General features: G+C 60.6%; 12 protein-coding genes. 7 read left to right on the forward strand and 5 right to left on the reverse strand.

The window, feature by feature from the left end; translation table 11 throughout:
* Positions 1 to 27 precede the first annotated feature (27 nt).
* Positions 28 to 1,854, reverse strand: a complete 1,827-nt coding sequence (locus tag P0648_RS10470; RefSeq protein WP_276247304.1) for an SLC13 family permease — start codon at positions 1,852 to 1,854, stop codon at positions 28 to 30.
* Positions 1,855 to 1,940: 86 nt separating this feature from the next.
* Here P0648_RS10470 and ligA point away from each other — a divergent pair, with 86 nt between their 5' ends.
* Entirely contained in the window at positions 1,941 to 3,590 is a 1,650-nt protein-coding gene (gene ligA, locus P0648_RS10475; protein ID WP_276247303.1) for an ATP-dependent DNA ligase LigA, read from the forward strand.
* Here ligA and P0648_RS10480 read toward each other — a convergent pair.
* Positions 3,584 to 3,982 (reverse strand): hypothetical protein, encoded by a 399-nt coding sequence (locus tag P0648_RS10480; RefSeq protein ID WP_276247302.1) that lies wholly within the window; start codon positions 3,980 to 3,982, stop codon positions 3,584 to 3,586. The two genes, ligA and P0648_RS10480, sit on opposite strands and share 7 nt — an antisense overlap.
* A gap of 117 nt (positions 3,983 to 4,099) precedes the next feature.
* Between P0648_RS10480 and P0648_RS10485 the strand changes: the two genes are divergently transcribed.
* Positions 4,100 to 4,801 (forward strand): MBL fold metallo-hydrolase, encoded by a 702-nt coding sequence (locus P0648_RS10485; RefSeq protein ID WP_276247301.1) that lies wholly within the window; start codon positions 4,100 to 4,102, stop codon positions 4,799 to 4,801.
* 39 nt (positions 4,802 to 4,840) lie between these two features.
* Positions 4,841 to 5,725: a halocarboxylic acid dehydrogenase DehI family protein gene (locus P0648_RS10490; RefSeq protein ID WP_277503892.1), complete on the forward strand. Its 885-nt coding sequence runs from the start codon at positions 4,841 to 4,843 to the stop codon at positions 5,723 to 5,725.
* On the opposite strand, the gene P0648_RS10495 is transcribed toward P0648_RS10490, so the two are convergent.
* Together P0648_RS10495 and P0648_RS10500 are read right to left on the reverse strand one after the other, a co-directional pair.
* Positions 5,722 to 6,816 carry a DNA topoisomerase IV subunit A gene (locus P0648_RS10495; RefSeq protein ID WP_276247299.1) on the reverse strand — a complete coding sequence of 365 codons (1,095 nt, stop codon included), beginning with the start codon at positions 6,814 to 6,816 and terminating at the stop codon, positions 5,722 to 5,724. The two genes, P0648_RS10490 and P0648_RS10495, sit on opposite strands and share 4 nt — an antisense overlap.
* Positions 6,813 to 10,913 carry an ATP-binding protein gene (locus P0648_RS10500; RefSeq protein ID WP_277503895.1) on the reverse strand — a complete coding sequence of 1,367 codons (4,101 nt, stop codon included), beginning with the start codon at positions 10,911 to 10,913 and terminating at the stop codon, positions 6,813 to 6,815. Before P0648_RS10500 ends, P0648_RS10495 begins: the two co-directional genes overlap by 4 nt.
* 194 nt (positions 10,914 to 11,107) lie before the next feature.
* Here P0648_RS10500 and gyrB point away from each other — a divergent pair, with 194 nt between their 5' ends.
* From gyrB to P0648_RS10520, 4 genes are all read left to right on the forward strand, one after another.
* Positions 11,108 to 13,024 (forward strand): DNA topoisomerase (ATP-hydrolyzing) subunit B, encoded by a 1,917-nt coding sequence (gene gyrB / locus P0648_RS10505; protein ID WP_276247297.1) that lies wholly within the window; start codon positions 11,108 to 11,110, stop codon positions 13,022 to 13,024.
* On the forward strand, positions 13,025 to 15,517 hold the full coding sequence (gene gyrA / locus P0648_RS10510) for a DNA gyrase subunit A (RefSeq protein WP_276247296.1): 2,493 nt from the start codon (positions 13,025 to 13,027) through the stop codon (positions 15,515 to 15,517).
* Positions 15,518 to 15,581: 64 nt separating this feature from the next.
* Positions 15,582 to 16,751, forward strand: a complete 1,170-nt coding sequence (gene trpB, locus P0648_RS10515; RefSeq protein ID WP_276247295.1) for a tryptophan synthase subunit beta — start codon at positions 15,582 to 15,584, stop codon at positions 16,749 to 16,751.
* 219 nt (positions 16,752 to 16,970) lie between these two features.
* Positions 16,971 to 17,465 (forward strand): helix-turn-helix domain-containing protein, encoded by a 495-nt coding sequence (locus P0648_RS10520; protein ID WP_276247294.1) that lies wholly within the window; start codon positions 16,971 to 16,973, stop codon positions 17,463 to 17,465.
* Between the two features lie 2 nt (positions 17,466 to 17,467).
* Here P0648_RS10520 and rocF read toward each other — a convergent pair whose 3' ends face one another.
* Positions 17,468 to 18,388: an arginase gene (gene rocF / locus P0648_RS10525; protein ID WP_276247293.1), complete on the reverse strand. Its 921-nt coding sequence runs from the start codon at positions 18,386 to 18,388 to the stop codon at positions 17,468 to 17,470.
* Between the last annotated feature and the right edge of the window lie 17 nt (positions 18,389 to 18,405).

Consider the following 18,405-nt stretch of genomic DNA (forward strand, 5'->3'; position numbering starts at 1 on the left):
GCCACAGTTCCGATTCGGTACGCGTTGTCAAACGCCCCACAGGGCCGCGATTCCGAGCGTCGTCACGACCGTGAGCAACAACTGCAGGGGAGCGCCGATTTTCACGTAGTCAATAAACCGGTAGCCACCCGGCGAGTACACCATCAGGTTGGTCTGGTAGCCAACGGGCGTCATGAACGCCGTCGAGGCGGCGAACGTCACCGCGAGGACGAACGCGAACGGTTCCGCGCCAATTCTAAGCGCTGCGTCCACGGCGATTGGCATAGTCAGGACCACGCTCGCGACGGGCGTGATGACGTCTGCGAGCAGCCCAGTCAGGAGGTAGAACAGCGCGAGCACGACGATTGCGGGCAACACGCCGCCGTACTCGACGATGATGCTCCCGAGGAACGTCGCCCCGCCCGTCTCCTGCATCGCGAGTCCGAGCGGGATGATGCCCGCGAGCAGGAAGATGACCTCCCAGTTGACGGCGTCGTACGCCTCCGAGGGGCGAATCACGTCGGTCACGACCATCGCCACGACACCGCCGAGCGCCGCGATGACGATGGGGAGTAGATTCAACGCCGCCACGGCCACGACGGCCGCGATGATGCCGAGGGCGAGGCCGACCTGTCTGCGGTCAAGCGGTTCCGGTTCGGTGAGGCGACTGGAGTGGGCGAGTTCCGTGATGAGCAGTTCGCCGCGTTCTTCGAGGATTTCGACAGCCTCGTCGGTCGCGTGGAGCAGGAAGCCGTCACCCTCCTGCAGCGTCGGCCCCGAGAGGTGGTCGTGGAAGATTTCTTCACCGCGACGGATGGCGAGCACGGTCACCGCGTAGCGTTCGCGGAGTCGGGCCGTCGCGAGATTCTGCCCGATGAGCGAGGATTCAGCTGGGATGATGGTTTCGACGAGCGTGCCCGGCCCGTCCATCGGCGCGAGTTCGAGTTCCGTCACCGGGGCCTTGCGAAGGATGCGCAGCGACTCTCCCGCGGCGAAGGCGCTAATGGCATTCTCGTCACCGCGAACCGTGAGTACGTCTCTGACCTCGATTTCCTGGTCGGTGTCTTCGGCGAGGTAGAGGCGCTCGCCGCGGACAATCTGGATGACGTCCACGTCGTAGACGCGCTCTGAAAGCGCGTCACTGATTGTCTGGCCGACGAGCGGGGAGTTCTGGCTGACGGTCACCTTCACCAGGTAGTCTTCCAGTTCGAACTCGTCGGTGAGGTCCGCCGCGAGGATGCGCTCTGGCAGGAGGTACTGACCGACGGTCATCAGGTAGAGTGCGCCGACGAGGAGGACGAGGATGCCGAGGGGCGTGAACTCGAACATCGAGAAGGGGTGGCCGATGAGGTCCGCGGAGATGTCGGAGGCGAGGATGTTGGTCGCCGTGCCGATGAGCGTGAGCGTGCCCCCGAGCATCGCGGCGTAGGAGAGCGGAATCAGGAGTTTCGACGGCGAGATGCGACTCTGGTCTGCGAGGTCGGTCACCATCGGGATGAACACGGCCACGACCGGCGTGTTGTTGATGAAGCCCGCAACTGGGCCAGTGAGGCCGATGGTCGCCGCGAGGAGTTTCGTTTGACTGCCGGCGGTGTACTCGCCGACCCGACTTCCCAGTTGCTGGACGAGGCCAGTCTCTTCGATACCCGCACTGAGGATGTACATCGCGACGATGGTGATGGTCGCCGCGTTCGAGAACCCAGAGATCGCTTCCTGTGCGGAGATTTGCGTCCACGGCTGGAGGACGACCATCGTGACCAGTAGGGCGATGGCCGTGATGTCCGCGGGGAGGCGCTCGGTAATGAACAGCACCACCGTGACGACGATGAGCGCGAACACCACGAGCACACCAGTGGACGGGGGCGGAATTGCCATAGTCAGTCATTCACACGGATATGATATCACCATTACCCCGACACTCGTTCGGGGTGTTTATTCCTCACGGCGACAACGCTCAGGTAATGGAGTTCGCCGCGTTCGCCGCCCGCGCCGCCGCCATCGAAGCCGAGCCCGCAGACCTGGCGATCGTTGACCTCGTCACCGAGTTGTTTCGCGACGCCGACACAGACCTCGACACCATCGCCCGGTTCGTCCAGGGGCGAGTGTTTCCGGCACACGACTCGACCACGCTGGACATCGGTCCACGCCTGCTTTACGAGGCAATCGCCCGTGCGGCGGGGCAGAACGTCTCCGCCGGGGACGTCGAAGACCGCCTCGCCGACCTCGGGGAAATCGGCGCGGTCGCCGCAAGCTACAATTTCGGCGGCCAGCAAGGCCTCGCCGCGTTCGGAACCGGCGGCACGCAAGCGCTCACCGTCGCCGAGGTGGACGAAGAACTCAGGCGGGTCGCCGCCGCGGACGGGTCGGGCAGCCAGGACCGAAAACTGGACATCCTCTTTGGTCTATTCAATCGAACCGACCCGGAAGAAGCGCGCTACCTCGCCCGTCTCGTCCTCTCGGAGATGCGCATTGGCGTCGGCGAGGGGTCAGTCAGGGACGCCATCGCCCAGGCGTTCGACTTGGAAACCGAAGCCGTCGAACGCGCCCTGCAAGTTTCGAACGATTACGGACTGGTCGCCGTCACTGCCCGCGACGAGGGCGCGGACGGACTCGCAGAGATGACCCTCGAAATCGGGCGGCCCGTACAGGCGATGCTCGCGCAGGCCGGAACCGTCGCAGACGCCCTCGACTCGTGGGACGAAGCCGCAGTCGAGGTCAAGTTCGACGGGGCGCGCGTCCAGATTCACTCAGACGGCGAGGACGTCAGCATCTTCTCGCGAAACATGGAGGACGTGACCGACCCGCTCCCCGAAACTGTCGAGTTCGTCCGCGAGCACCTCGACGCCCCCGCCATCCTCGACGGCGAAGTCGTGGCGATTGGCGACGACGGCCGGCCGCTTCCCTTCCAGGAAGTCCTCAAACGCTTCCGACGCAAGCACGACGTGGCCCGCGCCCGGGAAGAAGTCGAACTTTCGCTCTACGCCTTCGATTGCCTCCACGCAGACGGTGATGACCTACTGGAATCGCCACTCACCGAACGCCACTCGCGGCTCATCGACCTGCTCGACGAGGGCGTCTCGGAACTGTGGGTCACCGGCGACGCAGACGAAATCGCAGAAATCGAAGCAGATGCGCTCGAAGACGGCCACGAAGGAATCATGCTCAAGAACCCTGATTCGACGTACTCTCCCGGCCGTCGCGGGAAGAACTGGCTCAAGCGCAAGCCGGACGTTGAAACGCTCGACCTCGTGGTAACCGGCGCAGAGTGGGGCGAAGGTCGCCGGGCGAAGTTCCTCGGCACGTTTCTGCTCTCTGCCCGAACCGACGACGGGTTCGAGACCATTGGGAAGGTGGCAACTGGCATTACGGACGAGCAATTGGCCGAATTGAGCGAACTGCTCGAACCGCTAATCGAGACCCAGCAGGGCCAGAAGGTAACCCTCCAGCCGAAGGTCGTCTTCGAGGTGGGCTACGAGGAGATTCAGACCTCGCCGACCTATTCGTCCGGGTACGCGCTTAGATTCCCGCGATTCCTCTCCGTGCGGGAGGACAAGACGGTGAACGATGCGGATTCGTTGGAGCGCGTGGAGCGGCTTGCGGGATCTCAATAGCCGGTACAGGTGCTCTGGTCGAAAAAGAGGGTTGGACGACCATCATGCGGTTCGATTCCGATTCGTATTCCATCTTGTGTGCGGTCTGAATCACCACACGAAGGGACGAAGTGAAAATGCTCTGTGGGACCATTATTCAGGCTCACGCGAATCAGATGTGGCGTTCGTTCAATCGTTTCTTCAATTTGCTGGTGGGTTGAATCTCCCACAGCCCCAGATTCGATATCGACCACAGGAGTACTCACGAGCGCGTTTTCTTCTTCTTTCCAAATTTCAATGTCGAGCCGGTGAGCACTGGAGTCAGAATTGTAAACATCGATGGTCAGGGGGAATTCAGTCGATAGAATCGATGAGCACCCAGCAAGGAGACTACTGCTGCCAACGGCACTCATTTTAAAAAGAAATCTTCGAGAAACATTATATATAATTCATATTTAATTTAATCTGCTATCAATTGTTGGGTTTTTGATTAAGCCACCTTCTTTGTCATCGCTTTCGTACCCTCTGCTATGACCTTCCGCCACGATGGCCTACTCGTCGATTGGCTCGGCTACGCGACCGTCCGGCTCGAAGCTCAGGACGGCACCGTCGTCTACTTCGACCCCGGTCGCTACGGCGTGCTGGACGACTACAACGCCCGCGACGGCGACGTGGTTTGCGTCACCCACAACCACCACTACGATTCTGACGGCATCGAGCGCGTGGCGAAGGAGGACGCCACCGTCGTCATCTTCGAGAACGTGAACCACCGGTTCATCGACCGAGATGTGCTGGACGTAAATCGCCTGCCCTACGAGGTCCGGAAGGTGGACGACGAGGTCGACATCGCCGTCGGTGACGTCATCATCCGCTCGTTCGCCGCGTACAACGAACCGGACGGCCCGCACACGAAGTCGAGTGGCGAACCGTTCCACAAGGAGGGAACCGGCGTCGGCTACCTCGTCACCCTCAACGGCGTGAACGTGTTCTGGCCGGGCGACACGGACGTACTGGAGGGCCACGAGCAACTCGACGTGTCACTGTTCATGCCCCCAATTGGCGGGAGTTACACGATGGACCGCCACGAAGCCGCAGACCTCGCAGAAGCCATGGACCCGGACCTCGTCTGCCCGATTCACTACAACACCTTCGAGGCACTCGAGGCGGATGGGCAGGCCTTCGCCGCGGACGTTGCCTCCCGGAGCGTTCCGGTCGTGCTAGACGAACGCTGAGGCGGGAACGACTATCCCAGTCTGGGACGTGTCTCAGGTATGGACACCACTGCGCAGGTGTACGAGGCGGATGCGACGGGGTGGCAACGAGGGCTGTATCAAGACATCAGGACCACCTTCCGCGCGCCGCTCGTCAACTGGATTTTTCGGACGACGATGGCGAACGAACCCGAATTTTTACGGTACGCCTGGGGGCAGGTGAAGCCCGTTTTCGAGACGGAAGCGTTCGCCGAATTCACCGTCGCGTACCGAGACACCGTCCTCTCGGAAGTCGAATCTGGGCACGAACTCCCCGGGTACGGGCCGGCAGATGTGGGGCTTACGCCCGCCGAGTTTCGGGAGTTGCAGGGGCAGGTCGCAACGTTCGACATAGTCGCACCTCGTCTCGCCATCCTATTTGAACTCGTGGACCGGGGGCTAAACGGCGGTGACGTGGGGACGAATTCCGACAAGCAGGAGGCGGCCTGTGCTCCGTTTCCCGACGCCCTCGACCGCGACAGGGGGCTGGCTCCGACGATGCTCCCCCAAGGATACGTCCCCGACGACGCCCAGTCGGCCATCGACGGCCTGACCGAGTTTCACGGCTTCAGCGGCGGTCTGCCGAGCATCTATCGGTGTCTCGGCCAGTGGCCGTCGTATCTGGATACGGTGTGGCGTGACCTCGAACCGGTGTTCGAGAGTGCCGAATTCAAGGCCGCTGTTTCTTCGAGCGAGCGACTGAAGACAGAATTCGTCGAGCGAGTGGCCTACCAACCTCAACTCAGCGCGTCGGTGTTGAGCGATGTGGGATTCTCGAACGCGACAATCGAGGACGTACAGGACCTCTTCGCGTCGTTCAACACCGGCCCGGTTCGGACGGTGATTCCGGCGTTGCCACTCTACGCGACGACGGTGAATGCGGACGGAAAACGCGACCGACCTTAGATGATGCCCATCGCTTCGAGGCGTTCTGGCAGGTAGGTGTCGGTCACGAAGTCGAGACCACGGGCCGCGAGTGCCTGCTGTTCTGCCTTCTTGTCGATATCGAGCTGGAGTTCGATTTGCTCGGTCCAGTACTCAGACTGGAATCGCGGGTCGTCCAGTTCGCTTTCGAGGGCGTTGCGGTCGGAGTCGCTGAGCGGGTCGGTCGGCAGGTCGTACTTCACGATGTCCTCTGGCTGGATGCCGATGAACTGTGCGTCCGGCGTTGCCAGATACTTAGAGAGATGGGCGCTCTTGATGGACCCGTACGCGACGGAGCCAAAGATGCGGTACGACCATGGGTCGCCGTCTGTGAAGACCACGACGGGCAGGTCCAGTTCGTTGTGCAGGCGTTTGGTGATGCGCCGGGTCGCCCGGGCGGGCTGGCCCTTCAGGTGGACGACGATGACGTTGTACTTCTCGTCGAAGCCGTTCTCGACGAGCCGGTCGCGCATACCACCGGTCTCCACGCAGAGGATGAAGTCGGCGTCGTGGTCGAGGAACTCGATGGTGTCCGGGTTGTTCGGAATCTGGTAGCCACCTTCGCCCACGTCCTCCTGACAGTGGATGTCGCGTTCGCCGCGGCGGGTTTGTTCGCGGAGGAACAGCGGTCCCATGAGGGTCGCACCCGACTCTTCCGGGCGCATGTGGAAGTCCTCGCGGGTGACGTTCGAGACGATTTCTAAGTCCTCAATGAGTTGGTTCGATTCGTCCTGATTCGAGAACTGGGCTTCCTCCTCGTTCCACGATTCAGAGAGGTAGTACAACTCACGAAGGGTCGAAGAACGGTCTTCTTCGAGCTGTTTTGCGAGGAAGTCGATGGTGTAGACCGCCTTGAGGAGTTTGCGCGCGCCGCGGACGCTGTTGGCGCTTCGGGTGCTGGTTCGGTCGCCGTACACCCAGACGCCCATCTCCTCGTCGTAGATGATGTTGCTCTTGGTCCGCGTCGGGATCTTCATCTTCGGGATGTCGCCCCCGGCGAACTGGTCGTAGAACGATGCAGCGAGGTCGATGAGTTGCTCGCGGGCCACGTCGTCGTTTTTGCTCGGGCTCATGCGTTTACAGTTAGTCGTTCATTCTCGACCCCGGTCACGTTGAGGTCGAACGATGCGTCTTCGTCGGCCACCGTGTATTTGAGCACGGCGTCGTCGCCGGCGCTCACCTCCGGGGCCCACTTTACGAACCACTCGCCGTCCATCTCGATGACGGTCGCGCCTTTCGAGACGTTCGTGGGTTCTGCGTTCACGATGTCCGTTATCTCCAGGTTCGCGTTCACGTTCGAGTGGTTCTCGACGACCACTTCGACCGTCCCGTCTTCGACCGACCGCTCGACGAGGACGTTGTTCATGATGCGGGCCATCGAATCGTCGATGACCAGTTGCGGGCGTCCCGTCACGTCGGAGAGTTTCGTCGCCATCTTCGGGAGGATGCTGGCGAGAACGTCCTGCTTGCGCTGGCGCTTCTGGAGCGACCGACGCTTTTTGAGGTAGGATTTGAGTTCGCGGGCCGCCTCGCGGATGGCGAGTTCGATTTCGTCGTGAATCTCGGGCACGTTCGCGAGTGCGTCCTTCGACTCGCTCGTGAACGGCACGTTCGTGGAGGCGACGTGCACCATGATGACGGCGGGGCCTTTCGGCAGGCCGCTGCCGCCCGGCTGGTCCAAGCCGTAGTTGCGCCAGCCAATGGATTTCGTCACTTCCGTAATCGTACACGCTCCCTGCTGGTAGACCAGCGGGACGCGGTTGGCGAACCGAAGCAGTTCGACGGTTCCCTCGGCGGGCAGGTTCCCGCCGTAGGCGATACCGGCCTCGACGATGAACGGGTCGCCGCCGTGGACATCCGCGTCACGGGTCGCCGCAGAGTAGAAGTCGGCCTCGAACTCCTTTTTGAGTCCGGCAAGCACCAGATCGTCGGTGATGGGCGAGAGACACGTCGTCGGTGGGGACATGATGTCTGCTTCGCGCATCCCTTCGAGCAGTTCACTGGCGAAATCGCGGTTGCCGGCGACTTCTTTGACGCTCGGTAAGTCGTCCTGAACCGGCTTCATCACCCGCCAGAGTGACTCGACGATGTTGGTGCGGGCCGTCTCGCCGACGGTCGCGTCTTCGCGCTCTTTGGTCATGTCCGCCGCCCGGTCGACGTAGGATTTGAGCGTTTTCAACGTCGCGCGGTCCCGTTCGTTGTCGTCGGCTTCGAACTTGGCCGCGATGCGCTCTGCGAGTGCCTGCACGACGGCGTCGTCCTTGCGACTGGTCGTCGCCTCGTCGACGAGGCCGTAGAGGTCTGCAGCGCGATTCTCGGTGAGAACGTCCCACGCCGCGGCGACGGCGTTCTTGCGAACCGTTTTGCCGAATGTGGGGTCGAAGGTGTTCTCCGTCTCGTCGGCCACGTCGCCGACGACTCGCACGAGATTCGAGTAGGAGACGCGGTCCATCGCGCAGATTCGCTTCGTCACCTCTGTGGCGAACGAGTCGGTCGGTGTTTCGCCTTTGTTGACGACGGCCTCCTCGATGGCAGTGTGAAGAGTTTCCTGTTCGTGGGCCTGTGGCGGCGTCCACGCCATCTCGCGGCCGAAATGGCGGTCGCTGAAATTCGCGAGAATGCTCTCTGTGGTCTTTTTCCCGACACGGGTGAACTCCTCCTGGAGGAACCCGGAGACGGAGTGAGAAGCGGTGTTGTCGAGCATCTTGAGCAGCGTCCCGAGTTCCACGCCGTGTGGGTGGGGTCGAATCTCTTCGGTCTCTGCGGGCAACTGGTCAGTGGCACGTTCGAACTTGAACGACTCCTCGGGTTCGCGCATCTCGATGCGGGCGTGGGGGTTCACGACCGCCGTGTGCTTGATGTAGCTGTGGAGGTTGGCCCGCGCTCGCATGTTCGCCTCCATCTCGAGTTCGATGCGCGTCCCGTGTGGCCGGTCCCACGTCGTGGTGCGTTCGGTCTGAATCTCCGGTTCGTTCGTGTCGGTGTCGATGATGAGTTCGAAGTACTTCGCCTCGGCACTCCCCTTCGTCCGACTCGTGATTTTCGCGGGTTTCCCGGAGGTCAGTTGCGAGTAGAGGACGGCCGCGGAGATACCGATACCCTGCTGCCCGCGACTGTTCTTCACGCTCAATGCACCATCGTTTGCGACGACGAAGTTCTCGTCGTGGCCACTTACTCCAGGGACCGAGATGTCGTATACATACGCTGGTGGCTCTGTTTTTTCGACCGATTTCACCGGGAGCAGACACATATCTGTCTCAGTGAATCCGTGGAGGTTCTGAATCGTCCCCCAGAGCGCTTCTAGCTGTGCAGTCGGGTTATGTTCCTCGTCGAGCAGTCCTTTTTGTTTCAGATTGTGGACGTACCGTGGCTTATCCACATATTCGCCCGAACGCGCCTTTTCGATGAGTGCCTGATACACTTCTGCGTGTTCGATGCTTGAGCCCACACCTGCACCCATCAGGAGTCCAGGAATGGTATCCGGAACGGTTTGTGAAGTGACGGGTCCGACCTGAAGGTCAGCTAAGAGCGAAACAGGAAGCCGCTTGTATTGTTGTTCGCCCGTTCGTTTCTTTTCCGAAAACACGGAAGAGAGATTCACATCCCCTCCGTAGACTTTCGTTCGATACACCGTGGCCGGTTCATCGGCGTACCCATGGTGGTTTTCGACAGTTTCAGAACTCGCAAGTACCCCTTGCATGTTCCAAAGGACCGAGAGCTGGCGCGCAAGTGTCTCACTCGTCGTCGTGTGTGAGAGTTCATCTGTCGGGTGGGAGTCAGAGCCATCTCCTTCGTATAGCGCGGCGATGAACCGCTGTTGAAGTTCTGGAGACAGGTGGAAAACGAAATCAGGGATGCGCTTACTTGCGGAGGAGTCTCCACAGACAGCCTGCAAGAACATCGAGAGTGGGGAGCCAAACGCCTTCACGCGCGTGGAATTTCGTTCTCGTTCGACTGTCGTAGCAGAACCAGTGAGTCCTGCAACTGCTCGTTCCGTACGCTGAATCAGTTCCGATTCGTGCGAACCGAACGTGAACCCGACCTGCCGTGGGCCGACGTGTCCCTCGGAGATGTAGTACGCGAGTAACTCAACGAACGCGTCGTCAACAGAAATCGTCACCGGAATGGTTGTCTCTTTCCCACCGACTTTGTACGTTTTGAGTTCACAGTCGCTAGCTCGGTGTTCCCACCCTAACTCAAGCACTTTTTCAGCTGGCAGATAGCCCTTTCTGATGTAGTTTTGGTCCAGACTGTCTTTGAGAATTTCGACGCCGTTGTACTGGTAGTAGTACCGCTTTCGAGAACTGTCAGAGGACGGTTTGCGCCGAACGGTATCCCCAGTCTGAAGCTCCTGTAAGGTCTCTTCGTCGAATCCATAGACGTAGAGATTCCGGCCCGTGAGCTGTTCTCGGGTGATGTGTTCAAGGAGATTCACTTCCTCGACAGTTTCGCCGAACCGGGGGAGCTTTCGGGGAGCGAGAATGGTGTCGCTCGCGTCAAGTTCGCTGGCTTTCACCTCCTTCGTGTTACCGTCCTTAGTCACACTAAACACGCTGTGGTTCCCCGTGACCTCGACAGTCCGCCCCTTCTCGGTCGTGATTTTGTAGGTTTGTTCGGTAGTTTCGTGTCGAATCACATGGGTTATCGGCTGCCACGACAGGGTGTGATCATCACGAGTGAACGATGGCACCGTGATGTCGTCTGAGACTGGGACAGTCTCTGCTCCTTCCTGTGGGAGGTAGGCATCACATAGCACTCCGATGGGGATGAACTCGATAGTCCCGTCTCGGTTGACGAGGATTCGTTGACTCGGTGTCAGCGATTGCTCGCGTTTGTGGAAGCGAGAGCCATAGAGCAGTTTCCCGAACACTTTCGGAATCTGCTCGCCCGTGATGCCGGGCCCGTTGTCCTCGATGATGAGGCGATAGTAGTCGCCGACTTCTGCAATCTCTACGTAGATGTCGGGAAGGATTCCGGCCTCCTCGGTGGCGTCGAGGGCGTTGTCGACAGCCTCCTTGACAGCAGTGACCAGACCGCGGGCACCGCTGTCGAACCCGAGCATATGCTTGTTCTTCTCGAAGAACTCGGCGATGGAGATCTCGCGCTGACTCTGGGCCAGCTCCTCTGCGATCCCCTCGCCCTCGCCGAGCGTCGATTGGAACGAGGTCATTGACTGGTAGATTGACGTGGGGGCATTAAAACGCCCGCGATAGTAGAGTGAAAGTGAACAGGTGTTGCCCCCCTAACAGGTCGATTAATTTCGTGACAGATTAGGTGCAAAACCGACCGACGAAACTTACTTTCACGCCTGCGCGCGTGCGTGGGGTTTATGTCCCCTCCATCCCAATCGAGAAACAGATTCTAATGTCCGATGAAGGCGAGTACGGCGCCGGCCAAATTCAGGTCCTCGAGGGCCTCGAAGCCGTTCAAAAACGGCCGGCGATGTACATCGGTTCGACAGATGCTCGTGGGTTACACCACCTGGTCTACGAAGTCGTCGACAACTCTATCGACGAAGCACTGGCCGGGTACTGTGACACCATCGAAGTAACCATCCACGAAGACAACTCCGTAAGCGTCTCTGACGACGGACGCGGTATCCCCGTCGATACGCATGCAGAGTACGACCGTCCAGCACTGGAAGTCATCATGACGGTGCTTCACGCTGGTGGCAAGTTCGACAACAAGTCCTACCAGGTGTCCGGCGGCCTGCACGGCGTCGGTGTGAGCGTGGTGAACGCGCTTTCAGAGGCGCTCGAAGTCGAAGTTAAACGCGACGGAGCGGTCTGGAGCCAGCGTTACGAGCGAGGTGCGCCCGTCGAGGAACTCGAACGCGTCCGCGACATGGAACCGGACGAGGAGACGGGGACCACCATCCAGTTCTGGCCGGACTCCGAGATTTTCGAGACGAACGAGTACAACTACTCGACGCTCGAAAATCGCCTCCGAGAACTCGCATTCCTGAACTCCGGCGTCAAAATCACGCTCGTCGACCAGCGCGAGGATGGACGTACGGAGACGTTCATGTTCGAGGGTGGCATCCGCGAATTCGTCGAGTACTTAAACGAGACGAAAACCAACCTCCACAACGACGTCATCTACTATCAGGACGAACAGAACGGCATTCACGTCGAGATTGCCGTTCAGGGTACAGAGGAACTCCAGGAGTCCATTCACGCGTTCGCCAACAACATCAACACGCGCGAGGGCGGAACCCACCTCACCGGGTTCAAGACGGCGCTCACGCGCGTCGTGAACGACTACGCGACCAAGAACAACCTCATCTCCGACCTCGATAACAATCTGAAGGGCAGCGACATCCGCGAGGGTATCACCGCCGTCATCAGCGTCAAACACCCCGACCCGCAGTTCGAGGGGCAAACGAAGACGAAACTCGGCAACAGTGAGGTCCGCGGTATCGTCGAGTCCATCACCCACGAGAAACTCTCGACGTTCTTCGAGGAAAATCCGGACACGGCACAGGCTATCGTGATGAAGGCCGTCGAAGCCGCGAAAGCCCGGATGGCCGCGAAGAAGGCAGAAGAGCTCACCCGCCGCAAGAACGCACTCGGCTCCGGGTCGCTGCCGGGCAAACTCGCCGACTGCCAATCGCGCGACCCGAAGAAGTCAGAACTGTTCGTGGTGGAGGGTGACTCCGCAGGTGGCTCGGCGAAGCAGGGCCGCAACCCAGAGTTCCAGGCCATCCTCCCGCTGCGCGGGAAGATTATCAACGTCGAGAAACACCGCCTCGACCGCATCTTAGAGAACAACGAGATTCGTGCGCTGATTACCGCCATCGGGACGGGCATCGGTGACGAGTTCGACCTCGACAAGGCTCGCTACCACAAAATCATCATGATGACCGACGCGGACGTGGACGGGGCGCACATTCGGACGCTCCTGCTCACGTTCCTCTACCGGCACATGAAGCCGCTCATCGAGGCGGGCTACGTCTACGCCGCACAACCACCGCTCTACCGCATCCGGTACAAGGGCAACACGTACGACGTGATGACCGAAGAAGAGCGCGAACGGGTCGTAGAAGAGAAGTGTGACGGGAAAGCCGAGAACGTCCAGCGGTTCAAGGGCCTCGGCGAGATGAACCCCGAACAACTCTGGCAGACGACGATGAACCCGGAGCATCGGATTCTCAAACGCATCACTATCGAAGACGCCGCCGCCGCAGACCGCATGTTCTCCGTCCTGATGGGCGACTCCGTCGGTCCGCGCAAGAAATTCATCCAGGACCATGCGAAGAACGCAGAATGGGTGGACATCTAAATGAGTTCTGAAGCACCTTCTGACGAGCCTGCAGAGATTCACTCCACCGTCCTCATCGAGGACGAGATGGAGCAGTCCTACATCGACTACGCGATGAGCGTCATCGTGGGTCGGGCGCTTCCCGCCGTCGAGGACGGCCTGAAGCCGGTCCACCGCCGCATCCTCTACGCGATGCACGAGATGGGCCTGTCGAGTGGCTCCAGTCACCGCAAGTCCTCCTCCATCGTCGGGCAGACGATGGGTAACTACCATCCGCACGGCGACTCGGCAATCTACGACGCCCTCGCGCGCATGGCCCAGGACTTCTCGCTTCGCTACCCGCTCATCGACGGACAGGGTAACTTCGGTTCCATCGACGGCGACCCGCCGGCCGCGATGCGCTATACGGAAGCGCGGATGAGTTCCATCGCGGAGGAACTGCTCGCCGACATCGAGAAGGACACCGTCGATTTCTCGGGCAACTACGACGACCGCTTGCAGGAACCGGACGTGCTGCCCGCAGCGATTCCGAACCTCCTGCTCAACGGGTCGTCGGGAATCGCCGTCGGGATGTCCACGAACATTCCGCCGCACAACCTCGGCGAAGTGATAGACGCAACAGTCGAACTCATCGAGAATCCCGACGCGGAAATCGAGGACCTCATGGACCACGTCCAGGGGCCCGACTTCCCGACGGGAGCGAACATCGTCGGCCGACAGGGCATCTACAACGCCTACACGACGGGCCGGGGTCGCCTTCGCGTCCGCGCCGAGTTCGAAGTCGAGGAGAACGAGAAGAGCCGCGACCGCATCATCATCACGGAGATTCCGTATCAGGAGAACAAGTCGCGGCTCATCGAGCGCATCGCGGACAACGTAAACGACGGCACCATCGACGGGATTTCTGACCTCCGCGACGAGTCAGACCGCGAAGGCATCCGCGTCGTCATCGAACTGAAGCACAACGCGAACACGGACATCGTTCGCAACCAGTTGTTAGAACACCACCTAGAATCCACCTTCGGCGTCATCAACCTCGCGCTGGTGGACGGCCAACCCCGCATCCTGACGCTGAAGGAGATGCTCGAACACTACCTCGACCACCGCCGCGACGTGGTGCGTCGGCGCTCTGAGTTCGAGTTGAACGAAGCAGAGGAACGCGCCCACATCTTAGAAGGCCGCCTTATCGCGCTCGAAAACGTCGAAGAAGTCGTCGAGACCATCCGCAACTCCGAGGACCGGGACAAGGCGAAAACCGCCCTGCAGGAGAACTTCGACCTCTCTGAGAAACAATCAGAGCACATCGTCCGGATGCAACTCGGGAGCCTCACCTCCCTCGAAGCCCAGGAAATAGAGACGGAATACGAGGACGTTCTCGAAACCATCGAGCGCTTAGAGACGATTCTCGGAGACGAGGACGAACTCCTCGCGGTCATCAAGGGAGAGCTGCTCGACATCAAGGACAAGTACGACGACGACCGTCGCACCTCCATCGTCGAGGACTACGGGACGGTCACCCACGAGGACCTCATCCCACAGGAGGACGTGCTCGTCGTCATCACCGAAGACGACTACGTCAAACGGATGCCCGTCGACCGCTTCGACGCCCAGGGTCGCGGCGGGAAGGGCATCATCGGGACGAATCTCAAGGAAGGCGACCGCGTCTCCAAGGTGTTCATGGCGAACACCCACGACTACCTACTCGCCTTTACGAACCACGGGCAGGTCTACCAGCTCAAGACCTACGAGATTCCCGAGGTCAGTCGGACCGCACGCGGGAAGTCCGCCGTCAACCTGCTCAAACTCGACGCCGGTGAAGAGATTACCGCCGTCGTCAACACCGACGACTTCAGCGAAGACGAGTTCCTCACCTTCGCGACGAAACACGGCTACGTCAAACGGACGGGTGCGAACAACTTCACGAACATCCTCTCTACGGGCATTCGCGCCATCCGCTTGGAAGACGGCGACGAACTCGTGGACGTGGAGATTACCGACGGCAAGCAGGACCTCCTCATCGCGACGGCTGGCGGGATGTCCATCCGGTTCAAGGAGACCGATGCCCGGGCGATGGGCCGAACCGCTCGCGGTGTCAACGGCATCAAACTCGCTGACGGCGACACCGTCGCTGGACTCATCGCCGCAGACGAGTCGGCCGACCTGCTCACCGTTACCGAAAATGGCTACGGCAAGCGCACGCCAATCAGCAAGTACCGCACCCAGTCGCGCTACGGCAAGGGGCTCATCGACATCAAGACCAACGAGCGAAACGGGAAGGTCACGGCCGTGAAGGCCGTCACCGCCGACGACGACGTGGTCGTGATGAGCGACGACGGCCAGATTATGCGTACCCGCGTCGCCGACATCTCCGAAGTCGGCCGCAACACGATGGGCGTCATCGTGATGCGCCTCACGGCGGGCGACAAAGTGGTGAGCGTGGACGTGATTCCACCTGCTGAGGCACGCGAGGGACCGGCAGAAGAGGACGACGACGCAGCCGACGACGCCGAGTAAGCACTCGGAAACCACTGGGTGTTGCAATACACTTTTGTTCATCGTTGTACATCGGTAGGCTACTATGTCACAGCAGTCTGGCGACGACGAGGGAGCGTTCGGCGCGTTCGGCGGGCGTCACGTCCCGGAACCGCTCGAAGAGCCACTCGCACAACTCGGGGAGGCATTCGACGAGATTGCGAAGTCCCCGGAGTTCCGCGCCGAATTCCGCGACCTGTTGACGAAGTACGCGGGCCGCGAAACGCCGCTCTACTACGCGGAAAATCTCTCTGCAGAATACGGTGCGGACATCTACCTGAAGCGTGAGGACCTGCTCCACGGGGGTGCTCACAAGATAAACAACGCCCTCGGGCAGGCGCTCCTCGCGAAGAAGGCCGGCAAGACGCGACTCATCGCGGAGACGGGCGCGGGCCAGCACGGCACCGCGACGGCGATGGTCGGGGCGCTGTTCGGCCTCGACACGGAGATTTACATGGGGAAAAAAGACGTCGAGCGCCAGAAGATGAACGTCTTCCGGATGCGGTTGATGGGCGCGACGGTGAACGAGGTCACCAGAGGTGGGAAAGGCCTCGCCGACGCGGTGGACGCCGCGCTCGAAGACTTCGCGGGCAACATGGACGACACCCACTACCTCGTTGGCTCTGCGGTCGGTCCCGACCCCTTCCCGCGGATGGTGCGGGAGTTTCAGTCAGTCATCGGCGAAGAGGCCCGCGAGCAGATTCAGGAGCAGACCGGCGGCCTCCCGGACGCCGCGGTCGCCTGCGTCGGCGGCGGGTCAAACGCGATTGGGTTGTTCCACGCGTTCCGTGACGATGACGTGAAATTCTACGGCGGCGAGGGTGGCGGTGAGGGCGGCGACTCGAAACGCCACGCCGCGCCACTCGCGTCGGGGAAAGACGGCGTCATCCACGGAATGGCGACCCGCGTCATCGACGATGACGTGGAGGTCCACTCCGTCTCCGCGGGGCTGGATTACCCCGGCGTCGGCCCGGAGCACGCGATGTTCCGCGCGGTCGGGCGGTGTGAGTACCGCGCCATCACCGACGACGAGGCCATCGACGCGTTCCGCACGCTGAGTGAGACAGAAGGGATCATCCCCGCATTGGAGAGCAGTCACGCCATCGCGCTCGCAAAACAGGTTGCACAGAACCACGACACCATCGTCGTCAACCTGAGTGGACGCGGTGACAAGGATATGGAGCAGGCCGCGTCGTTACTGGACCTCGGCGAGTGACCGACCACGCTCCCTAACTAGTTAGTTTACTTGCGAGATAGTTTTTAACCAATTTGCTGAAATACGGCAGACAGCGGCGCATTCGTTGGTCAGATAAGGTGCAACCCATTTGATTTTTGTAGTAGGACTGCGACGAACTGTTCAAGGTACCGCCAGTATGCGCCAGTCCCTGACCGACGCCGGTGTACGGTCTCTGGCAATCGTACCTACGTAATGAAAATGCCACTGGACAAGGACCGGTTTAAGGACCTCTGGGGAGACCTTAACAACGTTCTAGAGGATTTCATCGAAATGCCCGTCGGTGAGGATGATTCGGGCAGTGACGACGCGAGTGGTCGTGACGAACCCACCGAATCAGGTCCCCGCGCCGACGAATCGCCCCTGGACCAGTTGCAATCGGCCGAATCGAAGTCCAAAGCTGACATCGTCCTCGAAACCGGGTTGACGCCGATGGAACTTCTCATCGAACTCCTCGGCGAGTACGATGGCCGAATGCGCCAGCAACAGATTGTCGATGCGACGGGCTGGTCTGAAGCGTCGGTTAGCCGACTCCTCACGAAGATGGAAGACCAGTCGAACATCAACCGAATCCAGGTTGGAAATGAGAAGGTCGTATTCCTCCCCGAATACGTCCCAGATGCGGCAAAACACCCACTGCAGCGCTACGCCGACGAGGCACAAACGCGCCAGGAGTGGGGTGCAAAACGAAGCTAACGTTACAGCGTCGTTTTTCCGAGGGCACTCGCGGCGAGTTCCGTCGCGAGTTCTGCTGTCTCGTTGTGTTCGTCTAAAATCGGATTCACTTCGACGATTTCGAGCGACCGCATGAACCCGGTTTTCCTGTCGTGGGCGGCGACCATCTCGAGGGCAGCGTGCGCTTCACGGTAGTTTACGCCGCCACGAACGGGCGTGCCGACGCCGGGTGCTTCCTTCGGGTCGAGCCAGTCCATGTCGAGACTTACGTGGACGCCGTCGACGCCGTCACTGGCAATTTCGAGGGCCTCTTCGACCACCGAGGAGACGCCACGTTCGTCGATATCGGACATGGTGAACGCCGTAATCTCGCTGTCGCGGATGGCTTCTCGCTCCATATCGTCTACGCTCCGAAGACCGACAATGACGATGTTCTCCTCGCTGACCGCCGGCGTGTGCGCCCAGTCTGCCCCTTCGAATTCGTCGTTCCCGAGTACCGCGGCGAGGGGCATCCCGTGGACGTTCCCGCTCGGAGAGGTAGACGGCGTGTTGAAGTCGCCGTGTGCGTCGAACCAGATGACGCCGATCTCGGCCTCGCGGGCCGCACCCGACATCGTCCCGATGGCGATAGAGTGGTCGCCGCCGAGGACGAGCGGGAACTCGTCGTTTTCAAGGGTTTCTGCCACCTCCTCTGCCAGTCGTGAACAGACCGTCGCGGTTTCGTTTAGATACTTCGCCTTCCTGTTTTGCGGTTCGCCCGCTTCCGGGTCGCTGACGTGTGCGTGGGGGACGAGGATGTCACCGGCGTCTGTGCAGGTGACGTCGATGTCTGCGAGTCGTGAGACGAGCCCCGCGTAGCGAATCGCCGAGGGGCCCATGTCAACCCCGCGTCGGTCCGCACCGAGGTCCATCGGAACGCCGATAAGTCGTGCAGTACGCTGCATACTGACAACTACTCTGG

Source organism: Haladaptatus sp. DYSN1, from assembly GCF_029489995.1.
Classification (GTDB): domain Archaea; phylum Halobacteriota; class Halobacteria; order Halobacteriales; family Halococcaceae; genus QDMS2.

Bases quoted from the DNA above. Each gene is read 5' to 3' on its own strand.
- P0648_RS10500 (WP_277503895.1), bottom strand. From the start codon at position 10,913: ATGACCTCGTTCCAATCGACGCTCGGCGAGGGCGAGGGGATCGCAGAG.
- P0648_RS10490 (WP_277503892.1), top strand. From the start codon at position 4,841: ATGGACACCACTGCGCAGGTGTACGAGGCGGATGCGACGGGGTGGCAA.
- gyrA (WP_276247296.1), top strand. From the start codon at position 13,025: ATGAGTTCTGAAGCACCTTCTGACGAGCCTGCAGAGATTCACTCCACC.
- P0648_RS10480 (WP_276247302.1), bottom strand. From the start codon at position 3,982: ATGAGTGCCGTTGGCAGCAGTAGTCTCCTTGCTGGGTGCTCATCGATT.
- trpB (WP_276247295.1), top strand. From the start codon at position 15,582: ATGTCACAGCAGTCTGGCGACGACGAGGGAGCGTTCGGCGCGTTCGGC.
- P0648_RS10520 (WP_276247294.1), top strand. From the start codon at position 16,971: ATGCCACTGGACAAGGACCGGTTTAAGGACCTCTGGGGAGACCTTAAC.
- rocF (WP_276247293.1), bottom strand. From the start codon at position 18,388: ATGCAGCGTACTGCACGACTTATCGGCGTTCCGATGGACCTCGGTGCG.
- P0648_RS10495 (WP_276247299.1), bottom strand. From the start codon at position 6,816: ATGAGCCCGAGCAAAAACGACGACGTGGCCCGCGAGCAACTCATCGAC.
- P0648_RS10470 (WP_276247304.1), bottom strand. From the start codon at position 1,854: ATGGCAATTCCGCCCCCGTCCACTGGTGTGCTCGTGGTGTTCGCGCTC.
- gyrB (WP_276247297.1), top strand. From the start codon at position 11,108: ATGTCCGATGAAGGCGAGTACGGCGCCGGCCAAATTCAGGTCCTCGAG.
- P0648_RS10485 (WP_276247301.1), top strand. From the start codon at position 4,100: ATGACCTTCCGCCACGATGGCCTACTCGTCGATTGGCTCGGCTACGCG.
- ligA (WP_276247303.1), top strand. From the start codon at position 1,941: ATGGAGTTCGCCGCGTTCGCCGCCCGCGCCGCCGCCATCGAAGCCGAG.